The sequence below is a fragment of the Bacillus sp. CGMCC 1.16541 genome, from assembly GCF_003184905.1.
Lineage (GTDB): Bacteria > Bacillota > Bacilli > Bacillales > Bacillaceae_H > Priestia.
Map to the genome: position 1 here is coordinate 16672 of NZ_QFRU01000008.1, position 25769 is coordinate 42440.

At 38.3% G+C, this 25769-nt stretch carries 24 protein-coding genes; 20 read left to right on the forward strand and 4 right to left on the reverse strand.

Features of this window, described 5'->3' with window-relative positions:
* Positions 1 to 45 precede the first annotated feature (45 nt).
* Together nagE and DIS06_RS09565 are read left to right on the forward strand one after the other, a co-directional pair.
* Positions 46 to 1422 (forward strand): N-acetylglucosamine-specific PTS transporter subunit IIBC, encoded by a 1377-nt coding sequence (gene nagE, locus DIS06_RS09560; protein WP_110113044.1) that lies wholly within the window; start codon positions 46 to 48, stop codon positions 1420 to 1422.
* Between the two features lie 59 nt (positions 1423 to 1481).
* Positions 1482 to 1742, forward strand: a complete 261-nt coding sequence (locus tag DIS06_RS09565; protein ID WP_110113045.1) for a twin-arginine translocase subunit TatC — start codon at positions 1482 to 1484, stop codon at positions 1740 to 1742.
* A 235-nt stretch (positions 1743 to 1977) separates the two neighbouring features.
* On the opposite strand, the gene DIS06_RS09570 is transcribed toward DIS06_RS09565, so the two are convergent.
* Positions 1978 to 2400 carry a VOC family protein gene (locus DIS06_RS09570; protein ID WP_110113046.1) on the reverse strand — a complete coding sequence of 141 codons (423 nt, stop codon included), beginning with the start codon at positions 2398 to 2400 and terminating at the stop codon, positions 1978 to 1980.
* Between the two features lie 227 nt (positions 2401 to 2627).
* Here DIS06_RS09570 and DIS06_RS09575 point away from each other — a divergent pair, with 227 nt between their 5' ends.
* The 5 genes from DIS06_RS09575 (at position 2628) to DIS06_RS09595 (ending at position 7447) form a co-directional block, all read left to right on the forward strand.
* Complete coding sequence (locus tag DIS06_RS09575; protein WP_110113047.1) at positions 2628 to 3314, forward strand: FadR/GntR family transcriptional regulator; 687 nt, start codon at positions 2628 to 2630, stop codon at positions 3312 to 3314.
* 23 nt (positions 3315 to 3337) lie between these two features.
* Complete coding sequence (locus DIS06_RS09580; RefSeq protein WP_110113048.1) at positions 3338 to 4648, forward strand: MFS transporter; 1311 nt, start codon at positions 3338 to 3340, stop codon at positions 4646 to 4648.
* A 63-nt stretch (positions 4649 to 4711) separates the two neighbouring features.
* Positions 4712 to 5701, forward strand: a complete 990-nt coding sequence (locus tag DIS06_RS09585) for an ornithine cyclodeaminase family protein (RefSeq protein WP_110113049.1) — start codon at positions 4712 to 4714, stop codon at positions 5699 to 5701.
* Between the two features lie 15 nt (positions 5702 to 5716).
* The gene (locus DIS06_RS09590) at positions 5717 to 6451 is read left to right on the forward strand and encodes a Dph6-related ATP pyrophosphatase (RefSeq protein ID WP_162595929.1); all 735 of its coding nucleotides are present in this window, start codon (positions 5717 to 5719) and stop codon (positions 6449 to 6451) included.
* A 219-nt stretch (positions 6452 to 6670) separates the two neighbouring features.
* The gene (locus DIS06_RS09595; RefSeq protein ID WP_110113051.1) at positions 6671 to 7447 is read left to right on the forward strand and encodes a sugar phosphate isomerase/epimerase family protein; all 777 of its coding nucleotides are present in this window, start codon (positions 6671 to 6673) and stop codon (positions 7445 to 7447) included.
* A 256-nt stretch (positions 7448 to 7703) separates the two neighbouring features.
* On the opposite strand, the gene DIS06_RS20735 is transcribed toward DIS06_RS09595, so the two are convergent.
* A complete protein-coding gene (locus tag DIS06_RS20735) occupies positions 7704 to 7829 on the reverse strand; it encodes a hypothetical protein (RefSeq protein ID WP_275425422.1) in 126 nt (41 codons plus the stop codon).
* A gap of 113 nt (positions 7830 to 7942) precedes the next feature.
* On the opposite strand from DIS06_RS20735, the gene rfbA reads away from it, so the two are divergent.
* The 5 genes from rfbA (at position 7943) to DIS06_RS09620 (ending at position 12043) form a co-directional block, all read left to right on the forward strand.
* Entirely contained in the window at positions 7943 to 8827 is an 885-nt protein-coding gene (gene rfbA, locus DIS06_RS09600) for a glucose-1-phosphate thymidylyltransferase RfbA (protein WP_110113052.1), read from the forward strand.
* Positions 8828 to 8843: 16 nt separating this feature from the next.
* A complete protein-coding gene (gene rfbC, locus DIS06_RS09605) occupies positions 8844 to 9401 on the forward strand; it encodes a dTDP-4-dehydrorhamnose 3,5-epimerase (RefSeq protein WP_110113195.1) in 558 nt (185 codons plus the stop codon).
* A 3-nt stretch (positions 9402 to 9404) separates the two neighbouring features.
* On the forward strand, positions 9405 to 10403 hold the full coding sequence (gene rfbB / locus DIS06_RS09610) for a dTDP-glucose 4,6-dehydratase (RefSeq protein WP_110113053.1): 999 nt from the start codon (positions 9405 to 9407) through the stop codon (positions 10401 to 10403).
* 11 nt (positions 10404 to 10414) lie between these two features.
* Positions 10415 to 11260 carry a dTDP-4-dehydrorhamnose reductase gene (gene rfbD, locus DIS06_RS09615; RefSeq protein WP_110113054.1) on the forward strand — a complete coding sequence of 282 codons (846 nt, stop codon included), beginning with the start codon at positions 10415 to 10417 and terminating at the stop codon, positions 11258 to 11260.
* 96 nt (positions 11261 to 11356) lie between these two features.
* Positions 11357 to 12043 carry an NAD(P)-dependent alcohol dehydrogenase gene (locus DIS06_RS09620; protein ID WP_110113055.1) on the forward strand — a complete coding sequence of 229 codons (687 nt, stop codon included), beginning with the start codon at positions 11357 to 11359 and terminating at the stop codon, positions 12041 to 12043.
* Between the two features lie 16 nt (positions 12044 to 12059).
* Here the strand turns inward: DIS06_RS09620 and hflX are convergent, their stop codons facing one another.
* Positions 12060 to 13325: a GTPase HflX gene (gene hflX / locus DIS06_RS09625; protein ID WP_110113056.1), complete on the reverse strand. Its 1266-nt coding sequence runs from the start codon at positions 13323 to 13325 to the stop codon at positions 12060 to 12062.
* Positions 13326 to 13594: 269 nt separating this feature from the next.
* Between hflX and DIS06_RS09630 the strand changes: the two genes are divergently transcribed.
* From DIS06_RS09630 to DIS06_RS09645, 4 genes are all read left to right on the forward strand, one after another.
* Entirely contained in the window at positions 13595 to 13789 is a 195-nt protein-coding gene (locus DIS06_RS09630; protein WP_110113057.1) for a hypothetical protein, read from the forward strand.
* A 64-nt stretch (positions 13790 to 13853) separates the two neighbouring features.
* Positions 13854 to 14153 carry a TIGR04104 family putative zinc finger protein gene (locus DIS06_RS09635; RefSeq protein ID WP_110113058.1) on the forward strand — a complete coding sequence of 100 codons (300 nt, stop codon included), beginning with the start codon at positions 13854 to 13856 and terminating at the stop codon, positions 14151 to 14153.
* Positions 14154 to 14635: 482 nt separating this feature from the next.
* Entirely contained in the window at positions 14636 to 15115 is a 480-nt protein-coding gene (locus DIS06_RS09640) for an HU family DNA-binding protein (RefSeq protein ID WP_110113059.1), read from the forward strand.
* 86 nt (positions 15116 to 15201) lie between these two features.
* On the forward strand, positions 15202 to 18021 hold the full coding sequence (locus DIS06_RS09645; protein WP_110113060.1) for a DEAD/DEAH box helicase: 2820 nt from the start codon (positions 15202 to 15204) through the stop codon (positions 18019 to 18021).
* A 60-nt stretch (positions 18022 to 18081) separates the two neighbouring features.
* Here DIS06_RS09645 and DIS06_RS09650 read toward each other — a convergent pair whose 3' ends face one another.
* On the reverse strand, positions 18082 to 18474 hold the full coding sequence (locus tag DIS06_RS09650) for a (deoxy)nucleoside triphosphate pyrophosphohydrolase (RefSeq protein WP_110113196.1): 393 nt from the start codon (positions 18472 to 18474) through the stop codon (positions 18082 to 18084).
* 491 nt (positions 18475 to 18965) lie between these two features.
* Between DIS06_RS09650 and DIS06_RS09655 the strand changes: the two genes are divergently transcribed.
* Genes DIS06_RS09655 through DIS06_RS09665 form a run of 4 tightly spaced genes read left to right on the forward strand, consistent with a single transcriptional unit; the run spans position 18966 to position 25725 of the window.
* The gene (locus DIS06_RS09655) at positions 18966 to 23051 is read left to right on the forward strand and encodes a sigma factor-like helix-turn-helix DNA-binding protein (protein ID WP_110113061.1); all 4086 of its coding nucleotides are present in this window, start codon (positions 18966 to 18968) and stop codon (positions 23049 to 23051) included.
* Positions 23052 to 23219, forward strand: a complete 168-nt coding sequence (locus DIS06_RS20130) for a hypothetical protein (RefSeq protein ID WP_162595930.1) — start codon at positions 23052 to 23054, stop codon at positions 23217 to 23219.
* 26 nt (positions 23220 to 23245) lie between these two features.
* Positions 23246 to 25279: an AAA family ATPase gene (locus tag DIS06_RS09660; RefSeq protein WP_110113062.1), complete on the forward strand. Its 2034-nt coding sequence runs from the start codon at positions 23246 to 23248 to the stop codon at positions 25277 to 25279.
* Positions 25279 to 25725, forward strand: a complete 447-nt coding sequence (locus DIS06_RS09665) for a hypothetical protein (protein WP_110113063.1) — start codon at positions 25279 to 25281, stop codon at positions 25723 to 25725. Before DIS06_RS09660 ends, DIS06_RS09665 begins: the two co-directional genes overlap by 1 nt.
* Positions 25726 to 25769 lie beyond the last annotated feature (44 nt).

Genomic DNA, 25769 nt, shown 5'->3' on the forward strand with positions numbered 1-25769 from the left:
GCTTACATAGTTATAAGTACAGCCTATAAAAGAGGGGGTTTTCACATGTTAGGATTTTTGCAGAAAATTGGTAAATCATTGATGTTACCAATCGCAATTATGCCCGCAGCAGCACTGTTGCTTCGATTAGGGCAAGATGATTTCTTTGGCATTCCGTTTGTTTCAGCAGCTGGGAATGCAGTCTTTGGACATTTAGCATTGTTATTTGCGATTGGGGTAGCAATTGGCTTTTCAAAAGACGGAAGTGGAGCAGCAGCACTTGCGGGGGCGGTTGGTTACTTTGTTTTAACTGAAGGAGCAGCAGCCATTAATGAAACCATTAACATGGGGGTATTAGGAGGTATCGTTGCCGGGGTTATTGCAGGTCTGTTGTATAATCGCTATCATTCTATTAAATTACCAGACTGGCTCGGATTCTTTGGCGGAAAACGATTCGTTCCGATTATTACATCACTTGTGATGTTGGCTTTAGCGTTTGTGTTTGGGTATGTATGGCCATCTGTTCAAGCGGTCATTGATAGTATTGGAGAATGGATCATTGGTGCAGGAGCAGCAGGTGTTGGGGTATTCGGTTTCTTGAACCGCCTTTTAATTCCGTTAGGGTTGCATCATATTTTAAATACAGTCGTTTGGTTCGAGTTTGGAGAATTCACTAATGCAGCAGGCGATGTGATCAAAGGAGATTTATGGCGCTTCCTTGCTGGAGATCCATCAGCAGGAATCTTTATGTCAGGTTTCTTCTTAGTCATGATGTTCGGCCTTCCGGCAGCTGCGTTTGCGATGATTGCAGCAGCGAAAAAAGAGCGTAGAAAAGCATTAACAGGAGCATTAGTCGGTCTAGCTTTAACATCCTTTTTAACAGGAATCACGGAACCGATTGAGTTTTCATTTATGTTTTTATCACCTGTTTTATATGTCATTCACGCCGTGTTGACGGGTGCGGCGATGTCGATTGCATATGTGCTTGATATTCACCACGGTTTTGGATTCTCAGCAGGAGCAATCGATTACTTCTTAAACTTTGGAATTGCGCAAAAGCCACTCTTATTAGCAGGTGTGGGTCTTATTTATGCAGCGTTATACTTTGTTATTTTCTATTTCTTAATCATCAAGCTCGATTTAAAAACACCAGGGCGTGAAGAGGAAGTAGAAGGAGAATTTGAGCAAAGTGGTACATCAAACAGCAACTATGCTAAACTAGCTGATTCGTATGTAGAAGCATTAGGAGGCCAAGATAACCTTGTCGAAATTGATAACTGCGTCACCCGTCTTCGTTTAAAAGTAAAGAATACAAGTGTGGTAAACGAAGCGCGCTTGAAACAACTAGGCGCAAAAGGTGTGATTAAATTAAGCGACACGGATCTTCAAGTCATTGTTGGAACCGATGTTGAATTTTTATCAAATGAATTGAAGAAGAAATAGATTTATAGGTGAGAAGGTTGAATCGAGAGAGGGGAAAGTGATCCCATTCGGTTCAACCTTTGACGATTCGGCTTGGGCTTCTGTTTGAGCTACCAGCCATTGTCTTATTTCTGACGAAGCTAGGCATTCTTACGCCAACGATGATGACGAAATATAGAAAGTTTGTGTATCTAGCTTTAGTAATTTTATCAGCAGTCTTAACACCACCAGACCTTCTTTCTCAATTGTTTGTTCTTATTCCATTGTTTCTGCTTTATGAGATGAGTGTTCTTTTATGTGGGTGGATTTATAATCGCAGTAAGCAGAGAAGTTATGCTTGATGTATGCGAAAGGAGGGGTAAATCAAGTGGAGTGTAAGGAGATGAATGTCTCGTTCCTTCCAAAAAAAGTATGTTAAAATGAGTAAAAGACATCTGTAAGGAGTTGTTCAAATGAATCTTCTCATTGCGTTAGCCGGCGTTGTTTCTTCTGCATTTGTTCTGTATTACCTCGGAAAATCAGGATATGACTGGGGGATAAATGAAAAAAACTAGAGGGGATCTCTAGTTTTTTTGTTTAGGAATGGCCAATCCCAATCCAGTTCATGAATACAATTCGCCATCCATCAGGATCTTCAATTGTAATCCCTTTTTCTTCCCAATACGGGTTTTCAGGTGAGACAGGTTCGTAGCCCATTTCTTTTAATCTAGCTATTAATTGCTTGACCGTGTCTTCTTCTGGAATGTAAAAAACAAGTAAGTTATCTTTCGTTGGAGCGGGGCATGGACTTCCGTCTTTATGTTGCGTAAATTCTAGGTGATAGTCTTTATCTGGGAGACCAATCATAATCCCATCATAGCCATCATGATCTTGAAAAGACCCTATTTTTTGAAGTCCTAATCCTTGGCAATAAAATTCTTCTATCTTTTTTAATTGATTCGTTGGGCGTGCTATTCGAATTTGAGTGACACCCATTTGATTTGGCCACGTTTTTTTCATTGTTTTTCCTTCTTTCATCTTAGGATCTTATTAGTAGTATACGAGATAAGTTGTTGAAAAATCTTCCATCTTATGAATGATGTTTCTCGTACTTTTGATGTAGAAGAAGGTTTGAAAAATGAAAGTATCTTCCAAAAAAAACATTTGTAATTTTCTTACTACTCATATTATACTAGCCTATATGATAGGTAGACAGCTTAGAGAAAAGTAAAGGAGGAGGGAGGTCGTTGATTCACGTTCGAAAGCAACTTCTGCATGAAATGGTCGCGGACGAAGTTAAGCAATATATCAGAAAAAAAGGATTAAAAAAAGGTGATTGGCTTCCATCAATGGGCGACTTAGGAGAGCAATTTGGCGTAAGTCGGACGAGCGTTCGAGAAGCATTGCGGCATTTAGAAGCGTTGCATGTAGTGGAGATTGTCAATGGACGAGGTGTATTTGTAAAAGATGCTGGCGCGCATCATATTCAAACACGTGTCATCATTGAAAGTGAGAAGGTTTTTTTACTTGAGCTTTGTGATGTAAGACGAGGGCTAGAAGGGCGAGCTGTTGAGTTAGCAGCCATGCGTGCAACAAATGAGCAACTTGTGAAAATGGAAGAAAATTTACGCATTTATGAACGTCTTCGTATCCTAAACCAAGATACGGCACAAGCTGACTTGTTGTTTCACAAAACCTTGTACGAAGCTTCTCACAATCCAACGCTATGTCAGATGATTGAAGCCGTTTACGATTCGTTTCACGAGTTTTGGCAAGTCGATGAACGTATTCAACAAATCTTTGAAGATACATATCACCTTCATGAAGAGCTTTTTCACCATGTAAAACAACAACAACCTGAGCAGGCAAAACGCTCAGTAGACAAGCTCATTGATGCGGTAGAATTATCCGTTCAACAGTTGTTTTCATCATAATGGTCGAAAAGGGGTAGATCCATATGGCTCAAACAAAAGGAGAAGCAAAAGTTGCCAAAAAGGCACTAATTGCGAGTTTAATAGGAAGTTCAATTGAATGGTATGATTATTTTTTATATGGAACAGTGGCAGCACTTGTGTTCAGTAAGCTGTATTTTCCGTCCGAAGATCCGGTCGTAGGGTTAATGCTTGCGTATGCATCATTTGCGATTCCATTTTTCATTCGTCCGCTTGGAGGCATTATTTTTAGTCATATTGGAGATCGAATTGGACGAAAAAAGACGCTTGTTATGACACTATCATTAATGGGAATTGCGACGGTGCTTATTGGATTGCTGCCTACGTATGAAACGATTGGGATATGGGCTCCTATTCTATTAATTATACTCCGTTTAGTTCAAGGTCTTGGAATTGGTGGAGAGTGGGGCGGTGCCCTTTTATTAGCAGTTGAATACGCACCGAAAAAACAACGCGGATTTTTTGGCAGTATCCCACAAATGGGTGTGACCATCGGGATGTTGCTTGGAACGCTTTCGATTTCACTCATGACGCTTTTACCGGATGAATCATTCCTTGCATGGGGATGGCGCGTACCATTTATTTTAAGCGCTCTTTTAGTCTTTCTTGGCTTGTGGATTCGAAATGGTTTAGATGAAACACCTGCATTTAAAGAAGCGAAAGAAACAGGAAATATTTCGAAGATGCCACTTGTTGATACATTCAAATATCATTGGCGTTCTGTCTTAATTGCTGTTGGCGCGAAAGTAGTGGAAACAGCACCATTTTATATCTTTTCAACGTTTATTATTTCATATGCAACAGGTACGTTAGGGTTTGAAAGAAGTGCAGCACTCAATGCCGTGACAATCGCGACGCTTATTACGACCATTATGATTCCGTTTATGGGGAAATGGTCAGATAAAGTGGGACGTAAGCCTCTTTATATTGGCGGGACAATTGGAATGATTTTATATGCATTTCCGTACTTTTATTTACTCTCATTGGACTCTGTCTTTTGGTTAACGGTCGCGACAATTATTGGATTAGGGATTATTTGGGCACCGATTACCGCTATTCTTGGCACAATGTTTTCAGAAATTTTCGCGACAAATGTTCGTTACACAGGGGTAACAGTTGGGTATCAAATTGGGGCAGCGATTGCAGGTGGAACGGCACCGCTAATTGCAACTGCGCTACTTACTACGTACAATAACTCTTCGACACCAGTGGCCATTTACATTATCGTGACAGGTCTTATTTCATTAGTAGCCATTATGTTTACACGTGAAACCAAACACGTTGAAGGTTCAAAAGACCAAACATCATCATTCTAAAACCAATAGGTGGAGAGTATTCTTCACCTATTCGCCTGTTAATCTATAAAAGGAGTGAGCATCTTGCTACTACTAAATGAACGAATGATTCGAGAGTTATATTCAATGGAAGATTGTTTGAAAGACGTGGAACAAGCGTTTCGATACGGACAGGAAGGGAAAACCATTGCACCGGTTAGGTTGTCTGTTCCTCATGAAAAGGTTGGCGCTGAAACGTTGTATATGCCCTCTTATATTGAACCAGAAGACTATACAGCGATTAAAATCGTGAGCATCTTTCCAACGAACGCACAGCAAGGACGAAATGTACTGCAAGGAATGATTGTATTAACAGATGCAAAAACGGGTGAGCATGTAGCAATGATGGATGCGAGTTACTTAACGGTTTTGCGAACAGGAGCCTCAAGTGGCGTCGCAACGAAGTATTTAGCAAGAGAGGATGCAAAAGTCTGTGCTGTGTTAGGGTGTGGTGCACAATCAATCGGACAAATTCAAGCAATGATGGCTGTGCGAGAATTAGATCATCTAGTGCTTTACAACCGCACACCGGATAAAGCAGCAAGTCTGAAAGAAACCTTGCAGAAATTGTTTCCGAATTGGAGTGGAGCGATTACTATTGCAAAAAATGCCGATGAAGCCGTGCAACAAGCAGATCTTATCGTTTGTAGTACAAAGTCAACTACACCTATCTTTGAGGGGAGCGCATTGAAAAAAGGAACACACATTAATGCGATTGGTTCGTATCAACCTCATATGCAAGAAGTCGATGTTCAAACGCTACATCAAAGTGATAAAATTGTAGTTGATACACTAGAAGGAGCGCTTCATGAAGCTGGTGATTTCCTCGTACCAATGAAAGAAGGAACATGGAATTCAGCTTCTATTTACGGAGAAATTGGTGAGATTATTGTTGGTGAAAAACAAGGTCGTACAACAAGCGACGAAATCACGTTTTATAAATCAGTAGGAATTGCTTACTTAGACACAATGGTTGCAGCAAGTGTTTATAAAAAAGCGATAGAAGTAGGCATTGGCGAAATTTTTTCGCTTTAAATGAGAGTCGAAGTAGTGAATGAAACAAAGGTTGTGAAGAAGATGAAAGAGAAGAGTAAAAGAAGAGTCATTGTATCATGGAGTGGAGGGAAAGATAGCTGCTTAGCTTTGTATCGCCTACAGCAACAGCATGAGGTTGTTTGCTTACTCTCTATGGTATCAAAAAAAGATGGTCGAAGTCATACGCACGGTATTCGACTGCCCATTTTAACATTACAAGCAAAAGCATTAGGTCTTCCGCTTGTGTTAGTTGATTCCGCTGGTACGTATGAGCAGTCTTTTCAGCACGCACTCGTGGAGACAAAAGAAAAGTATGGTGCAGACGCTGTGGCGTTTGGTAGCTTATATGAAGAAGAGGATCGTCACTGGAATGAATCTATTTCATATAAAGCAGGACTTAAAGCGCTATTTCCATTATGGACGAGCAAAGAAGAGTCGAGTCGTTTGTTAGAAGAGTTCATCTTACTTGGCTTTCGATCTGTTATTTGCCGAGCATCGCAAGACTATTTTGATAAAACATGGGTTGGAAGAATGCTTGGCTGGCGGTTCTTTTATGACATGGAACAGACAGGAAAAGCGGTCATGGGTGAGTTAGGTGAGTATCACTCGTTTGTATTAGATGGTCCAAACTTTTCAAAAAAGCTTGATATCACAAAAGCAGAAACTGTTTTAAATCAAGGATTATGGTCACTTGATATTCAGGATTGTCAACTAGTCGCAAAAGCAGGTGCTGTACAGAACGGATTGTAAATCTGTTGTCTACAGCACCTTTTATTTATCGCGTGTGGCCGAAAGCTTTTCTTTGGTTTATTAGATGAAAAATATCACCTAGAAGAGGTGTTTTAAAAGGAAAGAAAAGGGAATGAAGTGTTATAAGGAAAAAAACAAGCAGGAAATACTCAACATGAACTAGAAGAGTAACAGTGGAATATACCTACATACCAACATCTTGTAAAGGAGACAGAAATGATGACACGCATTCCAATTGCACTTCAACTTTATACATTACGAGAAGAAACAGAACGAGATTTTATTGGGACATTAGAAAAAGTAGCTGAGCTTGGCTATGAAGGAGTAGAATTTGCTGGATACGGTGGGTTACAAGCAAATGAGTTAAAGAGTGTACTCGACCGATTAGGATTAAAAGCGGTTTCAAGTCATGTTTCAATTGAAGAACTAGAAGAAAACCTAGAACAAGTGATAACTTATCAGCAAGAAATCGGAAGTAAGTATATCGTTTGCCCTTATCTACCACCAGAAAGACAAACAGAAGAGGATTACCGTCATCTTATTAGTGTGTTGAATCATGTAGGAGAGCGCTGCGCGAGTGAAGGTCTCACATTGTTGTATCACCATCATGACTTTGAACTCATTCGTTTTGCAAACGGTCGCACCCCGCTTGAGATGATGTTAGAGGAAACAAGTCCAGAGTGGGTGAAAGCAGAGTTTGATGTGTATTGGCTCACTCTTTCAGGTGAACGTCCAGTCGAGTGGTTAACACGTTATCAAAGCCGTACCCCTCTCGTTCATTTAAAAGATATGACAACAGATGACCGAAAAACATTCGCGAGACTAGGAACAGGTGGAGTAGATATAGAAGCCATTCTCCAACAAGGTCCGTCCTCAAACGTCGAATGGTGGATTGTTGAACAAGACCAATGTGACGGATCAGCGATTGAAAGTGTCGGAGAAAGTATTCGTTATTTGAAAACGTTGCTTGAAAAACAAAAAGATTTTACCGTGTAATAAAAAAGAGGCTTGGACATAAGTATTTCAGTTGATAATATATTCGAACCATTTTGAGTTTTATACTCTTTATAGTTCGGATATTTTTTTTGTTTGGAAAACAAGTTTAAAAGAATAGTGGAATGGAGCGTAGGGCAATCGACTCCTGCGGGAAATAGAGGAAAGGATGAGGCCCCGCAGGAACGAGGAGGCTCAGGTTTCTCCCCGCGGAAAGCGAGTGGCTGGAGCGAAATGGAACGAACTTGTTGTTATAACATCACGATGATAGAAACGGTATTGTTCGTTTTTGAGAAGGAATCATTTCGTTGTGTCCCACCCTCTTTTTTGTTGAAATTGTGACGTCATCGGTTGAAAGTTCTGCAAAGTCAATCGTTTTCTTCATTTCTACAACCTACTGTAGTGTGACTGATAAAAATCTGGAACAAAAGTGCCTACTTCAAAATATAATAGGGTAAGAAATGAGCCCAACTTATCTTTATATATAGGGGTGGGGAAATGAAGGGGATTGTTTTAGCTGGTGGGAGTGGAACACGTCTATATCCTTTGACAAAAGCTGTATCAAAGCAACTGCTACCAATCTATGATAAACCAATGATTTATTATCCGCTATCAGTGTTGATGTTAGCGGGAATAAAAGACATTTTAATTATTTCAACGCCGATGGATACGCCGCGATTTGAGCAGTTATTAGGAGATGGCACAGAGTTAGGTATTCAACTAAGCTATGAGATTCAAGCATCACCTGATGGGCTTGCTCAAGCTTTTCTGATTGGCGAAGCATTTATAGGCGATGATTCCGTTGCATTAATTCTCGGAGACAATATCTTTTATGGTCATGAATTTACGAAAACGCTCGAGCGCGCGGCTCATTATTCTGATGGCGCTACCATATTTGGATATAATGTCAAAGATCCACAGCGATTTGGTGTTGTGGAATTTGATAAGGATGGAAACGTCATGTCCATTGAAGAAAAGCCGACGAATCCACGGTCGACGTACGCCGTGACAGGTTTGTATTTTTATGATAACGATGTGGTTAACATTGCAAAATCGATTAAGCCATCTGTTCGTGGTGAGCTTGAAATTACAGCTGTAAATGAAGAATATTTGCGTCGTGGCAAGCTTCAAGTCGAGTTGCTAGGACGTGGCTTTGCATGGCTTGATACCGGAACACATGAATCATTAGTAGATGCTTCTACGTTCATTGAAACCATTGAAAAGCGCCAAAGTTTGAAAGTTGCTTGTTTAGAAGAAATTGCTTTTCGAAAAGGATATATTTCAAAAGAGGCGCTTTTAGCACTTGCAGAACCACTCCAAAACAATGAATATGGACAATATTTACTTCGTTTAGCGAATCAAGGTATCATTGGAGGTTATTAAGAGAGGAGACAAAATGGTGAAAGTTGTACCAACAAAACTTGACGGAGCGCTTTTGATTGAACCTCGTATTCGAACGGATTTTGATGATTTAGTGATTGAGGTTTATGATAAAACGTTGTTTGCCGAATATGGGATAAGAGCAGTCTTCATTCAAGATAATCATTCTCTCTCACAGCAATCAGGCATACTGCGAGGGCTGCATTATCAATTGCATCCGAAAGCGCAAGCGAAACTTGTTCGGGTGATAAGTGGTGCAATTTGTGATGTGATTGTTGATATTCGAAAAGGTTCACCTACGTATGGGGAATGGCAAGATTTTTACCTATCTGCAGAAAATAAGCAACAACTTCTTGTACCAAAAGGATTCGCTCACGGCTTTTGCACGTTAGTGGAGAAAACAGAAGTGCAGTACAAAGTAGACGAATTCTATGCACCAAATTGTGATCGTGGCATTGCCTGGGATGATCCATTGCTCAACATTACTTGGCCTACTCGAAGTCCGATTTTATCAGAAAAAGATAAAAAGCACCCAAATCTTATTGATGCAGAACATCATTTTATATGGGAGGGATAGAACATGAATATTCTTGTAACGGGTGGAGCTGGTTTTATTGGGAGTAACTTCATACGTTATATGCAAAAAGCGTATCCTCACTATCAAATCGTCAATTATGATTTACTTACATACGCAGGTAACGTAGAAAGTGTAAAAGATTTAGCGAAACAGAAGAACTATACATTTGTAAAAGGAGATATTACAAATCATGAACTTGTGAATCGGATTGTGAAAAGTCATTCGATTGATACAATCGTAAACTTTGCAGCCGAATCTCATGTGGATCGAAGTATAAAAGAGCCAGGTGTTTTTGTGAAAAGTAATGTGTTAGGTACACAAGTGTTACTTGATGTAGCAAAAAACAACCATGTAAAAAAGTATGTCCAGGTCTCAACAGACGAAGTGTATGGTTCACTAGGTGAGCAAGGATATTTTACAGAAGAAACGTCATTAGCACCTAACAGCCCATATTCTGCAAGTAAAGCAGGAGCAGACATGATGGTGCGTGCTTATTATGAAACGTTCGGCTTACATGTGAATATCACAAGGTGTTCAAATAATTATGGACCTTATCAATTTCCTGAAAAGTTTGTTCCTCGGATGATTACTCATGCATTAGCAGGAAAGAAGTTACCAATCTATGGAGATGGGAAGAATGTCCGTGATTGGTTACATGTAAAGGATCATTGTTCTGCCATTGATTTAGTTCTACATAAAGGAAAACAAGGTGAGGTGTATAATATTGGCGGACAGAACGAACGTACAAATAATGAAGTCGTTCAGTTTATTGTTGAAAAGGTAGGAGCTTCCCCGTCACTTATTACATTTGTTGAAGATCGTTTGGGTCATGATTATCGCTATGCAATCGATGCAACCAAAATACGGTCAACGTTAGGGTGGGAGCCGGTTTATACATTTGAACAAGGAATGAGCGAAACCATTTCTTGGTATATCAATCATCCGCAGTGGTGGAAGTGCCGTGAAAATGTTGAAAACGTTTGCGGTTATAAAAAGAGGTAAGGTGACTAAACGTGAAAAAAGTACTTATCACAGGTGCAAGCGGTCAGCTAGGAAGGGAGTTAACAGCTCTTTTTCTGAATCATTATTTTGACGTATATGGATTTAGTCGGCAACAGATGGACGTCACGAACGAAGAACAGGTGAATGACTTGATGAATGAGGTGCAGCCAGATCTTGTGTTGCATTGTGCGGCGTATACAAAAGTGGACGAAGCTGAATTACAAGCAGAACAAGCTTATGTGGTCAATGCATATGGAACAAAACATGTAGCAATTGCAGCGGAACGAGTAGGTGCAAAGCTCGTTTATGTAAGTACAGATTACGTGTTTGATGGTACAGGGAAAGAGCCCTATCATGAATGTTCGGTTCCTTCTCCATTAGGGGTTTACGGAAAATCTAAGTTAGCAGGAGAAGACTTCGTGAAAAGGTTTCATACAAAATGTTTTATCGTTCGTACCTCTTGGTTATATGGTGGGCAAGGCAGTCACTTTGTAAATACAATGTTAGCACTAGGGAAAGAAAAGAAGGAACTTTCAGTTGTCGATGATCAAATCGGCTCGCCTACCTACGTTGTTGATCTAGCAGCTACGATTCTAGCACTTATCCAAACTGAAAAATATGGGATTTACCATGTATCGAATCGTGGAAGTTGTTCTTGGTATGAATTTGCGGTTGCTATTTTTGAAGAAGCCGGTATGTTGGTATCCGTGTATCCATGTACATCAGAGGATTTTCCTCGTCGAGCGAAACGGCCGGCTTATTCGGTGTTGAAACATGCTAGGTTAGAAGAACAAGGGTTTCCGAAAATGAAGTACTGGAGGGAAGGGTTAGCTCACTTTTTAAATCAAGAAGGATGATGCAACAAATCGGTGTTGCAAGGCTCTCATAAAAAGGTGGGCGGATAGCATATAGGATAAAAAGAAGCATCTGTAAAGACTTCGGATCATTGAGAGGTGAGAGGGATTAATTCGAGTAACTTAGAAAGCTACAAACTTATTAAAACAATAGGGAAAGGAACATATGGTCAAGTTTACTTTGCTGTTCATCAAAAGAGTGGAAAGAAAGTAGCGATTAAAAAGTCAGAACATATAAGCAAGGGTAAGCAGGAAGCCGATGTTTTAATTTACGGAGCATCTGGGGGTGTTGGAACGTTTGCTTTGCAACTTGCAAAATGCTTTGGTGCTACTGTAACGGCTATATGTAGCACGAAACAGGTAGAAGTTGTTCAATCACTTGGCGCAGACGTGATCATCGATTATAAAAGAGAAGAATTTGCGATCAAAACAAAGCAGTATGATCTCATTATAGGAGTAAACGGTTATCAACCTATTTCCGTTTATAGGCGTGCCTTGAAGTTGAATGGAACATACGTCATGGTTGGAGGAGGAGGGAAGCAAATTGCAGAAGCACTCATGCTTGGGCCATTCATGTCATGGTTTAGTAAAAAGAAGTTGAAACACGTCATACAAAAACCAAATCAAACTGATTTGCTTTTTCTAGCAGACCTTCTTGAATCAGGAGAAATCAACGCGATTATTGATCGTACTTTTTTATTAGATGAAGTGCCTAAGGCTTTCTCTTACTTTGAAGAAGGACACACCAAAGGAAAAGTTGTCATTACAATAAAGGTGGAGTCGTAATGACCCCACCTTATTCTTATTCGTTCTCTATAACAAATGCCTGATACGTATCAAAATCTTTCTTACGGCATTCGAGAGTAAGGAGAGTCCCGTTCTCTTCATAACTTGTTTCAAAAATAGTTGCTTTTTCGTTTAAATAAGAAGTAACATATCCTTTGTCGTAAGGAATGAGCATTTGACATTCAACATAGTCATCAAAGATATAAGAAGCAATGGCATCAAGAAGCTGATCCATCCCCATTTTCTTTTTAGCAGATAGATACACAGCGTTCTCCACTTTCGGCTCTTGTTCATCCACGAGATCGACTTTATTATACGCATAGATCATCGGTACATCTTCAATTCCCATTTGTTTTAACGTATTGTTCGTAATGTCAATGAGTTGTTCGTAATGAGGATTTGAATAATCAACAACATGAATCAATACATCCGCTTCTCTTGCTTCTTCTAATGTCGAGCGGAAAGCTTTGACAAGATGATGAGGAAGCTTATCGACAAAGCCGACAGTGTCTGTTAATAAAAATGATTTTTGATCGGGCAAGGTAATGTTGCGTACAGACGTTTCAAGTGTCGCAAACAACATATCTTTTTCAAACACTTGCTTATCTTCTTGTGGATGAAACATGTCAACAAACGCATTCATAATGGTTGATTTTCCAGCATTCGTATACCCAACTAAGGACACAACAGGAACATCATTTTTTTTGCGTTGCTTACGCTGTACTTCACGCTTTGCGACAAACGTTTCTAATTCAAGGTTCAGTGCCGTAATACGATCTTCTACGCGGCGGCGATTCAATTCAAGCTTGGTTTCACCAGCTCCTTTGTTTGACACACCAGCGCCACCACCTTGACGGCCGAGTGATTCGTGTAACCCAGCTAGACGCGGAAGCTGATATTTCAGTTTTGCCACTTCAACTTGTAATTGTGCTTCTTTCGTTTTAGCACGCGTTGCGAAAATATCTAAAATAAGCGTTGTACGATCCATCACAGTGGTATCAAGTTCATCTCCTAAATTTCGAAGGTGAGAAGGAGCAAGCTCATCATTGCAAATGATAAGATCCGCGTCTGTTTCTGCTAAAAGAGCGCGAATTTCTTCCACTTTTCCTTTTCCAACATAGGTTGCTTTATTCAGTCGATCTAAGTTTTGGGTAATGTGACCCACTACATCAATGTCACGAGCATCTGCTAAATTCGCCAGCTCTTCCATCGAATACTCAAAGCCTGACTGTTTATCTAATTGAACGCCAACTAAAATGGCTCTTTGTCTTTCTTCTATCATGTATGTATCCTCCCATTAAAATCTTTCTACTAGTGGTTTACCCATTTTACCTTCTTTAAAGACAGCTAAAAGAGGAAGGTTTACTTCCTCTTTTGATTTTAGGCTATTTTTCCACTTTTTATGATAAATTAGAAACCTTATCCAATTTGAAACGTATACCCATTATAGCACATCGTAAAAGAGGATTGAATGGATTGTCCACTTAGCACGGTTTCAGGTTAAAGAGGCCATATCATATGTACAGTTTCCATTAGAAAGGAGTGGCATATGTGAATAGAGGAACGAAAATTGGTTTGATTGTTTCGATTGTTGTTTTAACGGTTTTACCTGTTATTTTTCTACTTGTTTCATGGCTAACAGGAGAATGGCGTTTCTTTTGGTTAAGCTTAGCTCCCATTCTATCATCGGGGTTAACAGGACTTCTCGTAACACTTCAGGTGATGAAGAAAGAAAAACAAGGATAAATAATATAGAACTTTTACAAGAAAAAGGAAAAAGATGTTACGATAAAATAGAGGAGGAATGATTATGCCAACATGTCAACATTGTCAAACGAAATGGACATGGACACAAACGTTCAAAAAGTCATTTACGCTCACGCAAAAAATGACGTGTCCATATTGTGAGAAAGCACAATATCTTACGAAAGATTCTCGTGTGAAAAATAGTATCCTAAGCTTTATTCCACCGGTTATTCTTCTACTTACTACAAGCTTCGGTCTTCCGCTAAAAGTAGCGTTCAGTCTATTGATTGGTGCAGCGGGTTGTATGTTTATCCTGTATCCGTTCATGGTGAAATTGTCTAATAATGAAGAGCCGCTGTGGTAACAAAAACGAGGAGCTTTGTGTGTTGAACACGAGGTTTCTCGTTTTTAAATTTGATCAACTTCTTCTATTTAGTATGCTGGGATTTTGTCTGTTATCAGCTGAATCATTCTTGATATGAAATTTTAAAAAAGAACTAGTTCTTTTTCTATATGAGGTTAGGTACTTGCGTTCTCCTACATGAAAAATTAGAAGCATTTTTGTGAAAAAAGGCTAAGACTTACGTCAAAAGGTCTATTGGAAATTCCGTTCCATCTCACTATTGATATAAAAAGAAAATGCACTTACTATTAAACATGCTGTGTATATACAGATAGTGACAGAAAAAGCAAGAAAAGACCAGGAAAGTGGTTCTACACAAGTCGTACGCTTCATGTACGACTTGTTTTTGGGTGAAGAAGAAAGTGTAGCCATTTTTGGTATAACTATCTTGTTACGATAAAGAAAGATAAAGGGGTTTACATGTAGTAGGGGGTCAATAGACAATGGATTTCACACAGTTAGTCAGCGAGGTGGCGGCTAAAACACAGATGTCAAAGGCGCAATCAGAAATCGTTCTTCACGACATTTTCGAGGCAGTTTCGCGTCGACTGCAAGAAGGAGGACTGATTCCTGTAACAGAGGGGATGTTTGTTGATTGGAAAGATCAACTAGCTTCCTATAACATCCTTACTTTTAAGAGAGGCAACCAGGTTAATCAACACGCTTTTATCGATGAGCTGCGATCACAAGAAGACATCACCAAAGAGGAAGCTACCTTCGCTCGTTACGTTTTTAACCAAACCAAAACAAACCAAATCATCATGATTGACTTAACAGATATCGCCCATCACCTCAACATGGAGATGAACGAAGCAGTGAAAGTGGCAAATCGTCTAATCGACAAAAACATCCTTCACACACTAGACTACTACGAACCGGTTGAACGTGTTTGTTTAGGGGCTAGGTGGCGGAAGTATTTGTGAGTAAATGTCATAATACGGTGCTTTCTTCCCCTGTTTTACGTTAAAATAGAGGAAGAAAGCACTTTGTTTATGTTAGGGGTAGAAAAATGAATGGAACAGAAGTTGAAAAAGAGCTTATTGTCAATTCTGAAAAAGGAAATTTATTAAATGAACTAGTTGCTTCTCTTAATGAATGTCAACATTTCTACTTTAGTGTGGCATTTATTAATTATAGCGGATTGCAGCTTCTTTTAGACGCATTTAAAGCAGCAAAAAATAGCGGTGTAAAAGGAAAAATCATTACATCGACTTATTTAAATTTTACTGAGCCAAAAGCGTTGAAGAAAATCAATGAATTTCAAGATATTGATTTAAAAGTATTTGTAACAGATAAGGAAATTGGTTTCCATACAAAAGCATACATTTTTGAAAACGAGAATAGCTATAAGGTTATTATTGGTTCTTCTAATATTACACAAAGTGCGCTCAAAAGTAATATTGAGTGGAATGTGAAAGTGATTTCAAAAAATGATGCTCCATTTATTCAAGATGTATTAGAAGAATACGATCATCTTTGGAATAGTAGTATTGAAGCAACAGCTGAGTTTATTGAGAGATATGAAGGCTTTCTAAAGAAAATCAACACGTATAGTGATGCAAGTAAACTTGTTTATGAGCATGTAGAATACATTGTGCCGAATGCCATGCAAAGTCGTGCGATGGAAAACTTGGAAAGACTACGTGCTTTTGGAGAAGAAAAAGCGCTCGTTATTGCTGCGACAGGGACAGGAAAAACATATATGTCAGCATTCGATGTGAAAGCTTATCAACCAAAGAAGTTGCTATTTATTGTTCATAGAGAAGAGATTTTGAAAAAAGCAAAAGAAACGTTTGAGAAACTTATTGTTAATCAAGGGTTAACATTCGGTTTATTAACCGGAAGTGATAAACAGAAAGAAGCAGATTACCTTTTTGCAACGATTCAAACACTGTCCAATTGCTATCAAGATTTTCGTGAAGAAGAATTCGATTATATGGTTATTGATGAAGCTCATCATGCAACAAGTCCGAGCTATCAAGAGGTACTCAATTACTTTAAACCAACGTTTACGCTTGGTATGACCGCGACACCGGAACGTAGTGATCATCACAATGTATTTGAGTTATTTGACAATAACGTCGCACTAGAAGTTCGACTACATGAGGCGCTAGAGGAAGAACTTGTCGTTCCATTCCATTACTTTGGGATTACAGATATTGATGGTGTTGATTTAAGTGATATTGACATACGTGATGCAGCAGAACTAACAAAGCGGCTAAAAGTAAATGAACGAGTCGACTTTATTATCGAAAATATGAGCTTTTATGGTCATGACGGAGAGAAGCGTAAATGCTTGGGGTTTTGTGCAACGATTGAACACGCTCACTATATGACTGAAGAGTTCAATAAACGTGGTTATAAAAGTGTATGTTTAACTGGAAGTGACAGGTCAGATCAACGTACGGCATGTATCAGGAGACTTGAAGATGACGGAGATGAGTTAGAGTTTATTTTCACTGTTGATATTTTTAACGAAGGTGTCGATATCCCAACTGTAAATACAGTGTTAATGTTAAGACCAACAGAGTCTCCAATTATCTTTATTCAACAGCTCGGACGTGGACTTCGAAAATATCCATCCAAGAGCTTTTTGACGGTATTAGACTTTATCGGGAATCACAACAAAGCTTTTTTAATCGCCATAGCGTTAAGTGGAAGTCGGTATTATGATAAAGAAAGTCTGAAAATTGCCATCGCGACGGGGTTTGCTGATATTCCAGGCTGTACCCACATTCAAATGGATAAAATTTCGCAAGAGCGTATTTTAGCTCAAATCGACAACGAGAATTTCAACTCTTTAAAATACTTAAAAGAAGAATACTTTGAATTTAAAAAGTTACATCAGGGTCGAATACCTTACTACTTAGTGGATTACTTAAAGTATGACGGGGCACCTGATCCAATTCGATTTATAGACCGAGATAAAAGTTATTTGCAATTCGTTGCAAATGTAGAGAAAGATGAATATGCTCATTCCCTATTAAGTAGTGAACCGTTTGAAAAAGTACTCAAAGAGTTATCGAGTAAGTTACCACTTAAAAGAGTTCATGAATTTGTACTTTTGCAGTATTCGTTAGAGAATGATTATATCACCCTTGATACAGCTAAAAAAGAGATTCTTAAGTATGTAAAGCAAATAGAAGATGATAGCGTTCGTCATGCATTCGAATGCTTGAATCAAGACTACTATGATAGTGGTCAAAGAAAAAGTAAACCACAGTTATGTCAACATATAAACGGTATATTAACAAAGACAGATGGTTTTACTAGAGTTATCGAAAATAAAAAGTTTAAAAAGCATATAGAAGATATTATTACGTATGCGATTATTCGCTATGAAAAAGAATTTAAGTCAGAAGGATACGGTCTCCCTCATTTTAAGCTATATGAGCAATATCAGATGACTGATGCAGCTTTGCTTTCAAACTATCGCAAGACGCATACTGCATTTCGAGGTTCTGGGTTACTCACTCATGAGAATGACTATTTTTTATTTATTGACTTACACAAAGAAGAAGATATTAAAGAAAGTATTAACTATCAAGATAAGTTTATTAGTGAACGATACTTTCAGTGGCAAACACCAAATAGTACGGCGCAAAGCTCTGAAAGAGGAAAAAATATTATGTTTAATGAAGAAAGAGGCATTCAGCTTCACTTATTCGTACGAAAGTATAAGAAAATTGATGGGAAGACAGAGCCATACATTTATATCGGAAAAGGAACCACAGTGGAATTTGATGGAGAGAAGCCGATCACGGTAAAATTAAAGCTAGAACATGAAATTCCCGCGAACCTTTATACCGAATTCACGAAAAAAGTATAGATTCTTAGAAGTGAGAATAATAAAAGCTCCCTGAACTCTAGTAGAGACAGGGAGTTTTTATTATTCGTTAATCAACTGTTCAACAGCTGGTACATCTGCTGGTGCCCACTTTAAAGAGCTTAAGTTTTCACGCTTTAACCAAATGAGCTTTGAATGTTCACTTACTGTAGGTGTTCCTTCGACTAAACGACACTTAATCGCTAGTAAATTAATGATGAATGTGTCATATTCGTGTGTATGCTCGTTAAATAGTTCTTGTGCTTTTACTTTACAATCAAGCTCTTCCGAAATCTCACGCTCTAAAGCAGAATAAATATCTTCATCTTTTTCTACTTTCCCACCAGGAAACTCCCATAAATTTGGAATGGTCATGCTAGGAGAGCGAAGGGCACATAAAATTTCTTCTTGTTCGTTTTCTAAAATTGCTGCGACTACTTTGACGGTTTTTTTCACTAAAATCACCTACCATCTTCCTTTTACTGTTATGTATCATGAATTTTACTATAGCATAAATAAGTAGAAGTAGCCGACTGTGAAATCTATTTATTGAAATAATTAAATAGGTGTAATCGTGTAATGGAGAATAAGAGGATGTTTAAGAATATAACTATAAAAAGCTTACAGAGTGATATAATCATTAAAGTTAAAAGCATTTCATCAATGGACAGTTGATGAATGTAAAAAGTCCACATCAATCTCTTGTTGAGAAGCCACTACACTTTCACACATACTCACAAGCCGCACCAACTTTGGTTCGGCTTCTTTTTTATGCCTGTACCATTTTTAGTACACCCTTCTTGGTAAAATGATGACTATAAGGTTTTGGTTGGAAAAATATACATAAAATAGATTTGGTACTTTTCAACAGTTTTCGCCTTATTTATACTATAATTCTTAATGTAACAATTGTAACATTTGTAATAAAATTGAAAGGAGGAAGTGTGTTGAAAGAACATACATTGCTTTCATTCCTTCAAAAAGCTGATGAAGAGTTAGCGTCTGTTGGGAGAAGCATCGATGAACATATTTTTCACGATCCTCATGCGACCTTAATGAAAGGGCGCTTATTTGGTGAGTTAGTAGCGAAACTTGTATTTCAACAAGAAAACATTGATGAATATTATCCGATGAAGCATGTAGAACGAATACATAAGCTCGATCGTGATGGATTAATTGATCATAAAATAAAAGAACGGTTCAATTGGTTACGCGTAAACGGTAATAAGGCAGCTCACGAGGCAGATTATGGAACGATTGAGCAATCCTTAACAGCACATCGCTTTGTCTATGACTTAGGCGTATGGTACATGGAGTCATATGGAAGCTTAGATTTTAACGCGCCTACGTATGAAATTCCAAAACCAGCCAAAGGACAGGCTGTTAATCAAAATGAATTAAATGAACTATTAACAAAAACAGTGGAGAAAACCTTACAGGAACTTTTAAGTGCTCAGCTAGGAGGATTAGAGAAAACACTTCTTGAAAAAATTGGACAAAAAGAAGTGGCAACCACAGTCGAAGAGCAAGAGGAAGAAGTACCTGAAATAGAAAACGACGTACATGATCCAGTTGAGAACCCTGAGTCAAATAGCGACTCTTTTCAACTAGTAGACTACTTACTTAGTCATAACCTTGAAGTAATTGATAAACGTGCAAATAATGGAGCTCTTTGGGTTGTTGGAGGTTGGGAGCTAAACAACATTCTTTTTCCTTTAAAAAAGCATCGTATTTATTTTCGCTTTTCAGAAAAAGGTGGCAAAGCAACAAGGAAGCGTCCGAGCTGGTTTTTAATAGGGAACTATGCAGAGAAACCTTCTGTTCGTAGTGAAGATCAAAGTCCAGAAGGAACAGAAGAGACGTTACTAAACTCAGAAACCGAGACAGAGATTGCTATCGAGTCAAAAGTAGATAAGACAGCAATAGAAGTAGACCTAATCATCGAGGATCAACTAGTCATTCCTGCAAGATTAATTGAAGTGGAAATAATCACGTTTTCAGCGCCAGTGTTACAAGAATATGCTCAACAATTTCAAGTTTCGACGTTTAAACAAGTATCGCTAGCAGACTTACGACATATATACAGACGTAATAGAGAGACTTTCTCTAAGCTTTTGGTTCAACTTTGGTTTCTAGGAGTATCATTCCAGGGTGGACTTTATCAGCTCGTCAAACTTTCTCATAATCAATTGGAGACGCTATGTTTGCAGAATGAATCGTCGCAACGTTTACCTGCGCAACTTCCTGATTACGTAAAAGGGTTGTTGAAAACATTTGGTATTGAAACGATGAAACAGTTATCTTATGTACCGGTTGCTTCATTAAAATGGATACTTGATAAAGAGTACGATACATTGGTTCGCCTTGTTCAGGAAGAAGGAACAAGCGGTGAGATCATTCAAGGGTGCAATAATCTTGTGATGGGTCTGAAGGAAAAATTGAATGTTCACACATATGGAGAGATCCCAGAGAATCTTGAAGTGTTAAAAGATCGAATTCCTTATGTAGGACCTAGAATGCTAGAAAAGTTCTTTGATCAATTAGTAGAAGTATGTGGAGAAAACCTTCAAGAAATTGATGATAACAGCCAAGGGAGTACAAAAGGAGAGATCGTTTCGTTTAATGGGGAACAGTGTGAGCTTCCAGAAACGATTAAAGGCATGGCAATCGAAGTAGAGGACTATCCAAGTTGTCCAACCATTGTAGAAAAGTTACATCATCATGGAATTGCATCGTATGGAGACTTACCTATCGATTTAACCGATTTAAAAAAATTGCCGAGCGTTGGAAATAAAGCGGTTGAAAAGTTCTTTACACATGTAAAGCAAAAAGTGATGCAAGTAGAAGAACTTGTGAAAGAAGAAGAGTTGCTTCAGAGCATGAATGAAGAAGAGCTGATTCAGTATGAATTTACACGCTTTGCAACTAAATTAGCACATGCGGAACAACATAATGCTTTTGATGACATGTTCCGTTTAGATGATCGGACCATTGCGATTTTAAGGCAACGTTATAAAGGATGGTTAAAAGGGAACCGCCCTACATTAGAGGACTTAGGTCAGATGCATGGAGTGACACGGGAACGTATTCGTCAAATTATTCAAAAAGCATCGATTAAACTTTCACAGGTTGGGCGTCGTTGGTTTGAGAGGTTAGAGCAAGCATTACGTGAGCATCAAGGAGTGCTTGATAATACGTTTTTTACAAACAGGTCATTTACCGATTATATGATGATTGAAACGTTAGAGGAGTTAGATATTCGACTAGACGTGAACCAAAAAGTGATAACGAGTAAAACACGTCAAGAAATCATAGACGATTTGCAAATGATTTCAAAGCATGTGGAAGAAAAGTATTGCCGAAAGCTTGTTCAGAGAGATCATTTTACCGACGTTGTGAATGAAGTGATTGCATTTGTTCAATTGCCGAACGTGTTAGTTACTCACGTGATGGAGGATGCTTTTATTCTTTCAGTAAATGAGCAACATTACTTTTTAGCATCTAGTAAAAAAATTGATATTGCTGCGATGACACTAGAACAATTTCCTGAAGGCATTGAAGTATATAAAGAGTGGAAAAAACTAAATGAATTAGCAAATGAACTCATTCCAGGCCTATTTGTTGGCGAAAGGGATTTTCCAGGCATTTGTAATCGGGATGAATTTGTCGATACGGTTTATTTGTGGGGAAGAGGGACATATATTCATGAGAAGTTTGTGAATCCTCCATTTGAGCTTTTGCAAAAGATTCGTGAAAAAATGTTAACCGATTTAGAAAAACGTCCAGTATTGAGTATCGGTTCAAGTTATCACAGATTTCAAGAACTACTTAAAGAACAAGGTGTTCCAACGGAGTATGCGCTTTATACGTTACTACGAACCTATCATGCAGATGCCTTATCTTTACCGAAATTTCCAAAAGTGATGAAGGTGGGAGACGACCGCAGTATTTTAAATGTGGACATCTTAAAAGACTTTTTGAGACATCGTGAACATCCAGTAACCATTAAAGAGTTAAAAGAAGAATTTATTCAAAAAAGAGGATGGAAGTCATTCACATTGGATGTGACATTGTTTCATTCGAAGGATGTTATTCAAACTGATTTAGGTGTTCATACGTTATTGGAACGGTTTGATCATGTCACGGTTGAGATATTATCACCGATCATTCAAACCATTAAAGAACGCTTAAATGATTGGCCATCTATTCAAATAACGGGAATTTTCAAAGAACATGAACCTTATTGCAAGGCGAATCGAATTCCAACACATTATGTGCTATATAGTTTGTTAAAAGACCGAGTGGGCGATCAATTTCAGCTTCACCGCTTCCCGCATATTGTACGTTTAGGAGAAGAAGCAGACTCAGTAACGGTCCGATCTTTAATGGAGAACTACTTGCTAGAAATGGGCTGTGAAGTATCGAGAGAAGAAATGTTGGACTGGCTTCAAAATGAAATAGGGGCACGTGAACAAATGTTTGATAGTATGTTACCCGCTTGTGAGAAGATTTACTACTATACAAGAGGTCAATTTGCGGAATTTCTACATGAAGATGTACTTGGATGGAACGAAGAAAAAGCGGCGGAGCTCACGCGTTATATAAATGAAGCTCTTCAATCTCAATTAGCTAAAAACGGTCAGCCGTTTATTGTTGTAACGGACTATCTACACGAAGACAGGTTACCATCTTTAGAAATTGATTTGCCATGGACTAGTGACTTATTAATTGATTGCTTAAAGCGAAATAATGAATTTCAACTATTTGGCTCTAAGTCTTATATCATTATGAAAAGTGAAAATGACTTAGGAATTGAGACAAACAGTGACTTCATTACGTACCTTTTAGAAAGTGAATTTGACGGCGCTTGTAAAATAAAAGAGTTTAAAAAGCGACTAGTTGAGGTTTTGTACTCAAAAGAAGGGCGCTTATTACATGAGGTTGAGACATTACTTGATGAAAACAATGCACCATTTGTTAAAGTCGGGGATGAATACATGTTGAAATCGTTGTTAGAGGGAGTGAATGCATAAATGGATCAACAAAGACAACTCATTGAGCAATTAAATGCCTATATGGTAGATGAAGAGGAAGAGACGAAAGCAATCATTCAAAAAACCGTGGAGCTTGTAAGTACAAAAAAGCTCTCGGTGGATTCATTAGCGAAGAAGTTAGAAAGAGAGATTGACAAGCTAGTATAACTGTGCGGAAAAGGAAGTGAAGAGTCATGTTTGTACGAAAAATTACATTTGAAAATTTTCGTCAGTTTTATGGAGAGCAGCAAATTGAATTTGCCCAAGGCGTTAACGATCGAATTGTGACTGTTATTTTAGGTGAAAATGGACGTGGGAAGACCGGGATTTACCGAGGTGTGTTGTTCGGACTATATGGTGATCGGGCACTCGAACAAGATTCAGACGGAAAAGAAGACATTATTTTAACAAATGTAAAGAAATTAGAAGAAGATGCAAAAGGAGCTCGCCAAGGAGTGACGAGCTCTGTAACGATTGAACTCGTACATGAAGGTACCGTGTATACGATTAAGCGAGTACTACTTGCTTATCAAGAAGAAAGCGGGAAAATTATTGAGCAAATAAAGGAAGTAAGCTTGACTTATAAGGAGCAAGTCATTATAGATAAAGAAGAAGTACAAGCAATGGTGAATGACATGTTAGATGAACGTGTAAAAAATTACTTCTTTTTTGATGGTGAACGAATTGAACGATTGACAAGAGCATCTGACCAGCAACGTAAAGAAATTGCAGTAGGTATACGTAATTTGTTAAAAATAGATGAGTTAATCAAATCAGAAAGTGTTCTTCAACAATTAAATAAAAAATTACTATCTGATTTAGAAAAAACATCGACAGGTGATTATCAAAAAAAGCTCAAAGAACAACTAGCAAATGATGAACAAATTGAACAGCTAAAACATGTAATAGACGAAGCGAATGATCAACTTATTGCACTAGAAACAGAGTTAACTACAATTGACGCTAAGCTATCTACATATAAAGAAGAGGAACAATTACTATTACTACGTAAAAGTAAGGAAGAAGTGCTTGAACAAAAGCGAGCAGAATACATGAAGGTTGTAGAGTACTTACAGCAATTTAATGATGTACTGAGCTTAATTATGGCAAAAGACGCTTTGTATGTGGTGAAAAGTCAGTTAGAACATGTGATGAGTACGATGTCTGAAAACGATGAAATTGATTTAGCACTTGTTCAAAAACTACTTCACGATTTAACATGCATTTGTGGAACGACGTTTCATAAAGATTCAAAGGAATACGCACAGCTGCAATCATTAGAGAGCCGTGTTCAAAATCGCGTTGCTAAGCAAGAACATTATGTACTGTTAACAGAAATCAATCAATTAATTGGTTACTTAGATGGAAAAGAATCAGAACTAACTCATCGTCTCGAGAATGTGCAGGCAAAACAAAAAGAAGTAGAGGGACTGCAGCAACAATTAGAACAGGTGAATAAACGACTTGCTAGCAGCGATAGTGATGAAATTGGACAGCTTAATCAAAAGCGTACCATGACGTATGAAGAAAAAGTCCATCTTGAACATGCTCTTACATTACATGAATCTCAGTTAGATGAGCATAAACAAACGAAAGAGCAAATTGAACTTTCACTGAGAGATTTGCGAGTCAAAAGTGGCGTACATGAAAAGCTAGCCAAAAAACAAGAAGCGGTTCAAAAGTCTTTAACATGTATGAGCCAAATGATTAAAAAATTCGAGAGAAAAGTGGTAGCAGAGCTTGAACAAGCATGTACAGAAAACTTAGCTAAACTTCTAGATGAAAGTGGCCGAATGAATATCTATTCTGTTCAAGTGAAAAACGATTATTCGATTGAAGTGTTAAATAGTTATGGTCGCTCCTTCTTAGCTAACATTTCACAAGGACAACGACAAGTTCTATCGCTCAGCTTTATTACGGCACTCGCTCAAGTAGCAGGAAATTCTGCAAAGCTTGATCTTCCATTATTTATGGATACACCGTTTGGTCGTCTTTCTTCACAGCATGAAGAAAACTTACTGTCATTTTTACCTCAAGTCTGTTCACAGTGGGTACTCTTAGTAACAGATCGTGAATTTGGAGAGAGAGAAAGTGAACTTTTCTTACAAAATCGTTGTTGGGGGAAATTTTACATGCTAGAAAGTGTTGAACCAGGTGTCACACAAATTATTCAGCGTCCTCCTGGGATTGTTCGAAGTCGTGTATCGCAATCAGGAGGTGTTCAATAATGGAACAACCGAAAACGTCTTTACGTGTTAAAGTGCGAAAAGAGTATTTACCATTTTACAAAGATGTCATTAAAAAGCACTTGTTTGCTCGTCACAGTGAATTCTTTACGTTATGTGCAAACATAGGCTATAAGTATGGAAAAGTAGATGAGGCGTATCGAGGAATTGAGCTTTGTCAAGCTTATACATTTACACCTTATCAGCGAACGGTTTTACAAACATTGATTTACAAAGATAAAAAGAAAATCGTTGATGACGTGACAATGTTTGAAGAAGCAGAGCAATATGCTGATGCAGGATTTCGTTATTTAGTACAACATGTTATTGCAGACGTTGTTACACAAGTAAACGACGGGGAGTACACACTTTCCTTAGGCGAAGAACAAGAGCTTCAACTTTTACTAGCAAAGTTTGTTCAAAAAGAAATGGCAAGTGTGCCGTTTTAGTAGAAAAACGAAGCAGTAACTTTACCAGTTACTGCTGCTTTTCT

What these genes read in the sequence shown, in the direction of transcription:
- nagE (WP_110113044.1), top strand. Translation starts at nt 46, where the DNA reads ATGTTAGGATTTTTGCAGAAAATTGGTAAATCATTGATGTTACCAATC.
- DIS06_RS09570 (WP_110113046.1), bottom strand. Translation starts at nt 2,400, where the DNA reads ATGAAAAAAACGTGGCCAAATCAAATGGGTGTCACTCAAATTCGAATA.
- DIS06_RS09580 (WP_110113048.1), top strand. Translation starts at nt 3,338, where the DNA reads ATGGCTCAAACAAAAGGAGAAGCAAAAGTTGCCAAAAAGGCACTAATT.
- DIS06_RS09595 (WP_110113051.1), top strand. Translation starts at nt 6,671, where the DNA reads ATGACACGCATTCCAATTGCACTTCAACTTTATACATTACGAGAAGAA.
- DIS06_RS20735 (WP_275425422.1), bottom strand. Translation starts at nt 7,829, where the DNA reads ATGAAGAAAACGATTGACTTTGCAGAACTTTCAACCGATGACGTCACA.
- rfbA (WP_110113052.1), top strand. Translation starts at nt 7,943, where the DNA reads ATGAAGGGGATTGTTTTAGCTGGTGGGAGTGGAACACGTCTATATCCT.
- rfbB (WP_110113053.1), top strand. Translation starts at nt 9,405, where the DNA reads ATGAATATTCTTGTAACGGGTGGAGCTGGTTTTATTGGGAGTAACTTC.
- hflX (WP_110113056.1), bottom strand. Translation starts at nt 13,325, where the DNA reads ATGATAGAAGAAAGACAAAGAGCCATTTTAGTTGGCGTTCAATTAGAT.
- DIS06_RS09635 (WP_110113058.1), top strand. Translation starts at nt 13,854, where the DNA reads ATGCCAACATGTCAACATTGTCAAACGAAATGGACATGGACACAAACG.
- DIS06_RS09640 (WP_110113059.1), top strand. Translation starts at nt 14,636, where the DNA reads ATGGATTTCACACAGTTAGTCAGCGAGGTGGCGGCTAAAACACAGATG.
- DIS06_RS09645 (WP_110113060.1), top strand. Translation starts at nt 15,202, where the DNA reads ATGAATGGAACAGAAGTTGAAAAAGAGCTTATTGTCAATTCTGAAAAA.
- DIS06_RS20130 (WP_162595930.1), top strand. Translation starts at nt 23,052, where the DNA reads ATGGATCAACAAAGACAACTCATTGAGCAATTAAATGCCTATATGGTA.
- DIS06_RS09660 (WP_110113062.1), top strand. Translation starts at nt 23,246, where the DNA reads ATGTTTGTACGAAAAATTACATTTGAAAATTTTCGTCAGTTTTATGGA.
- DIS06_RS09665 (WP_110113063.1), top strand. Translation starts at nt 25,279, where the DNA reads ATGGAACAACCGAAAACGTCTTTACGTGTTAAAGTGCGAAAAGAGTAT.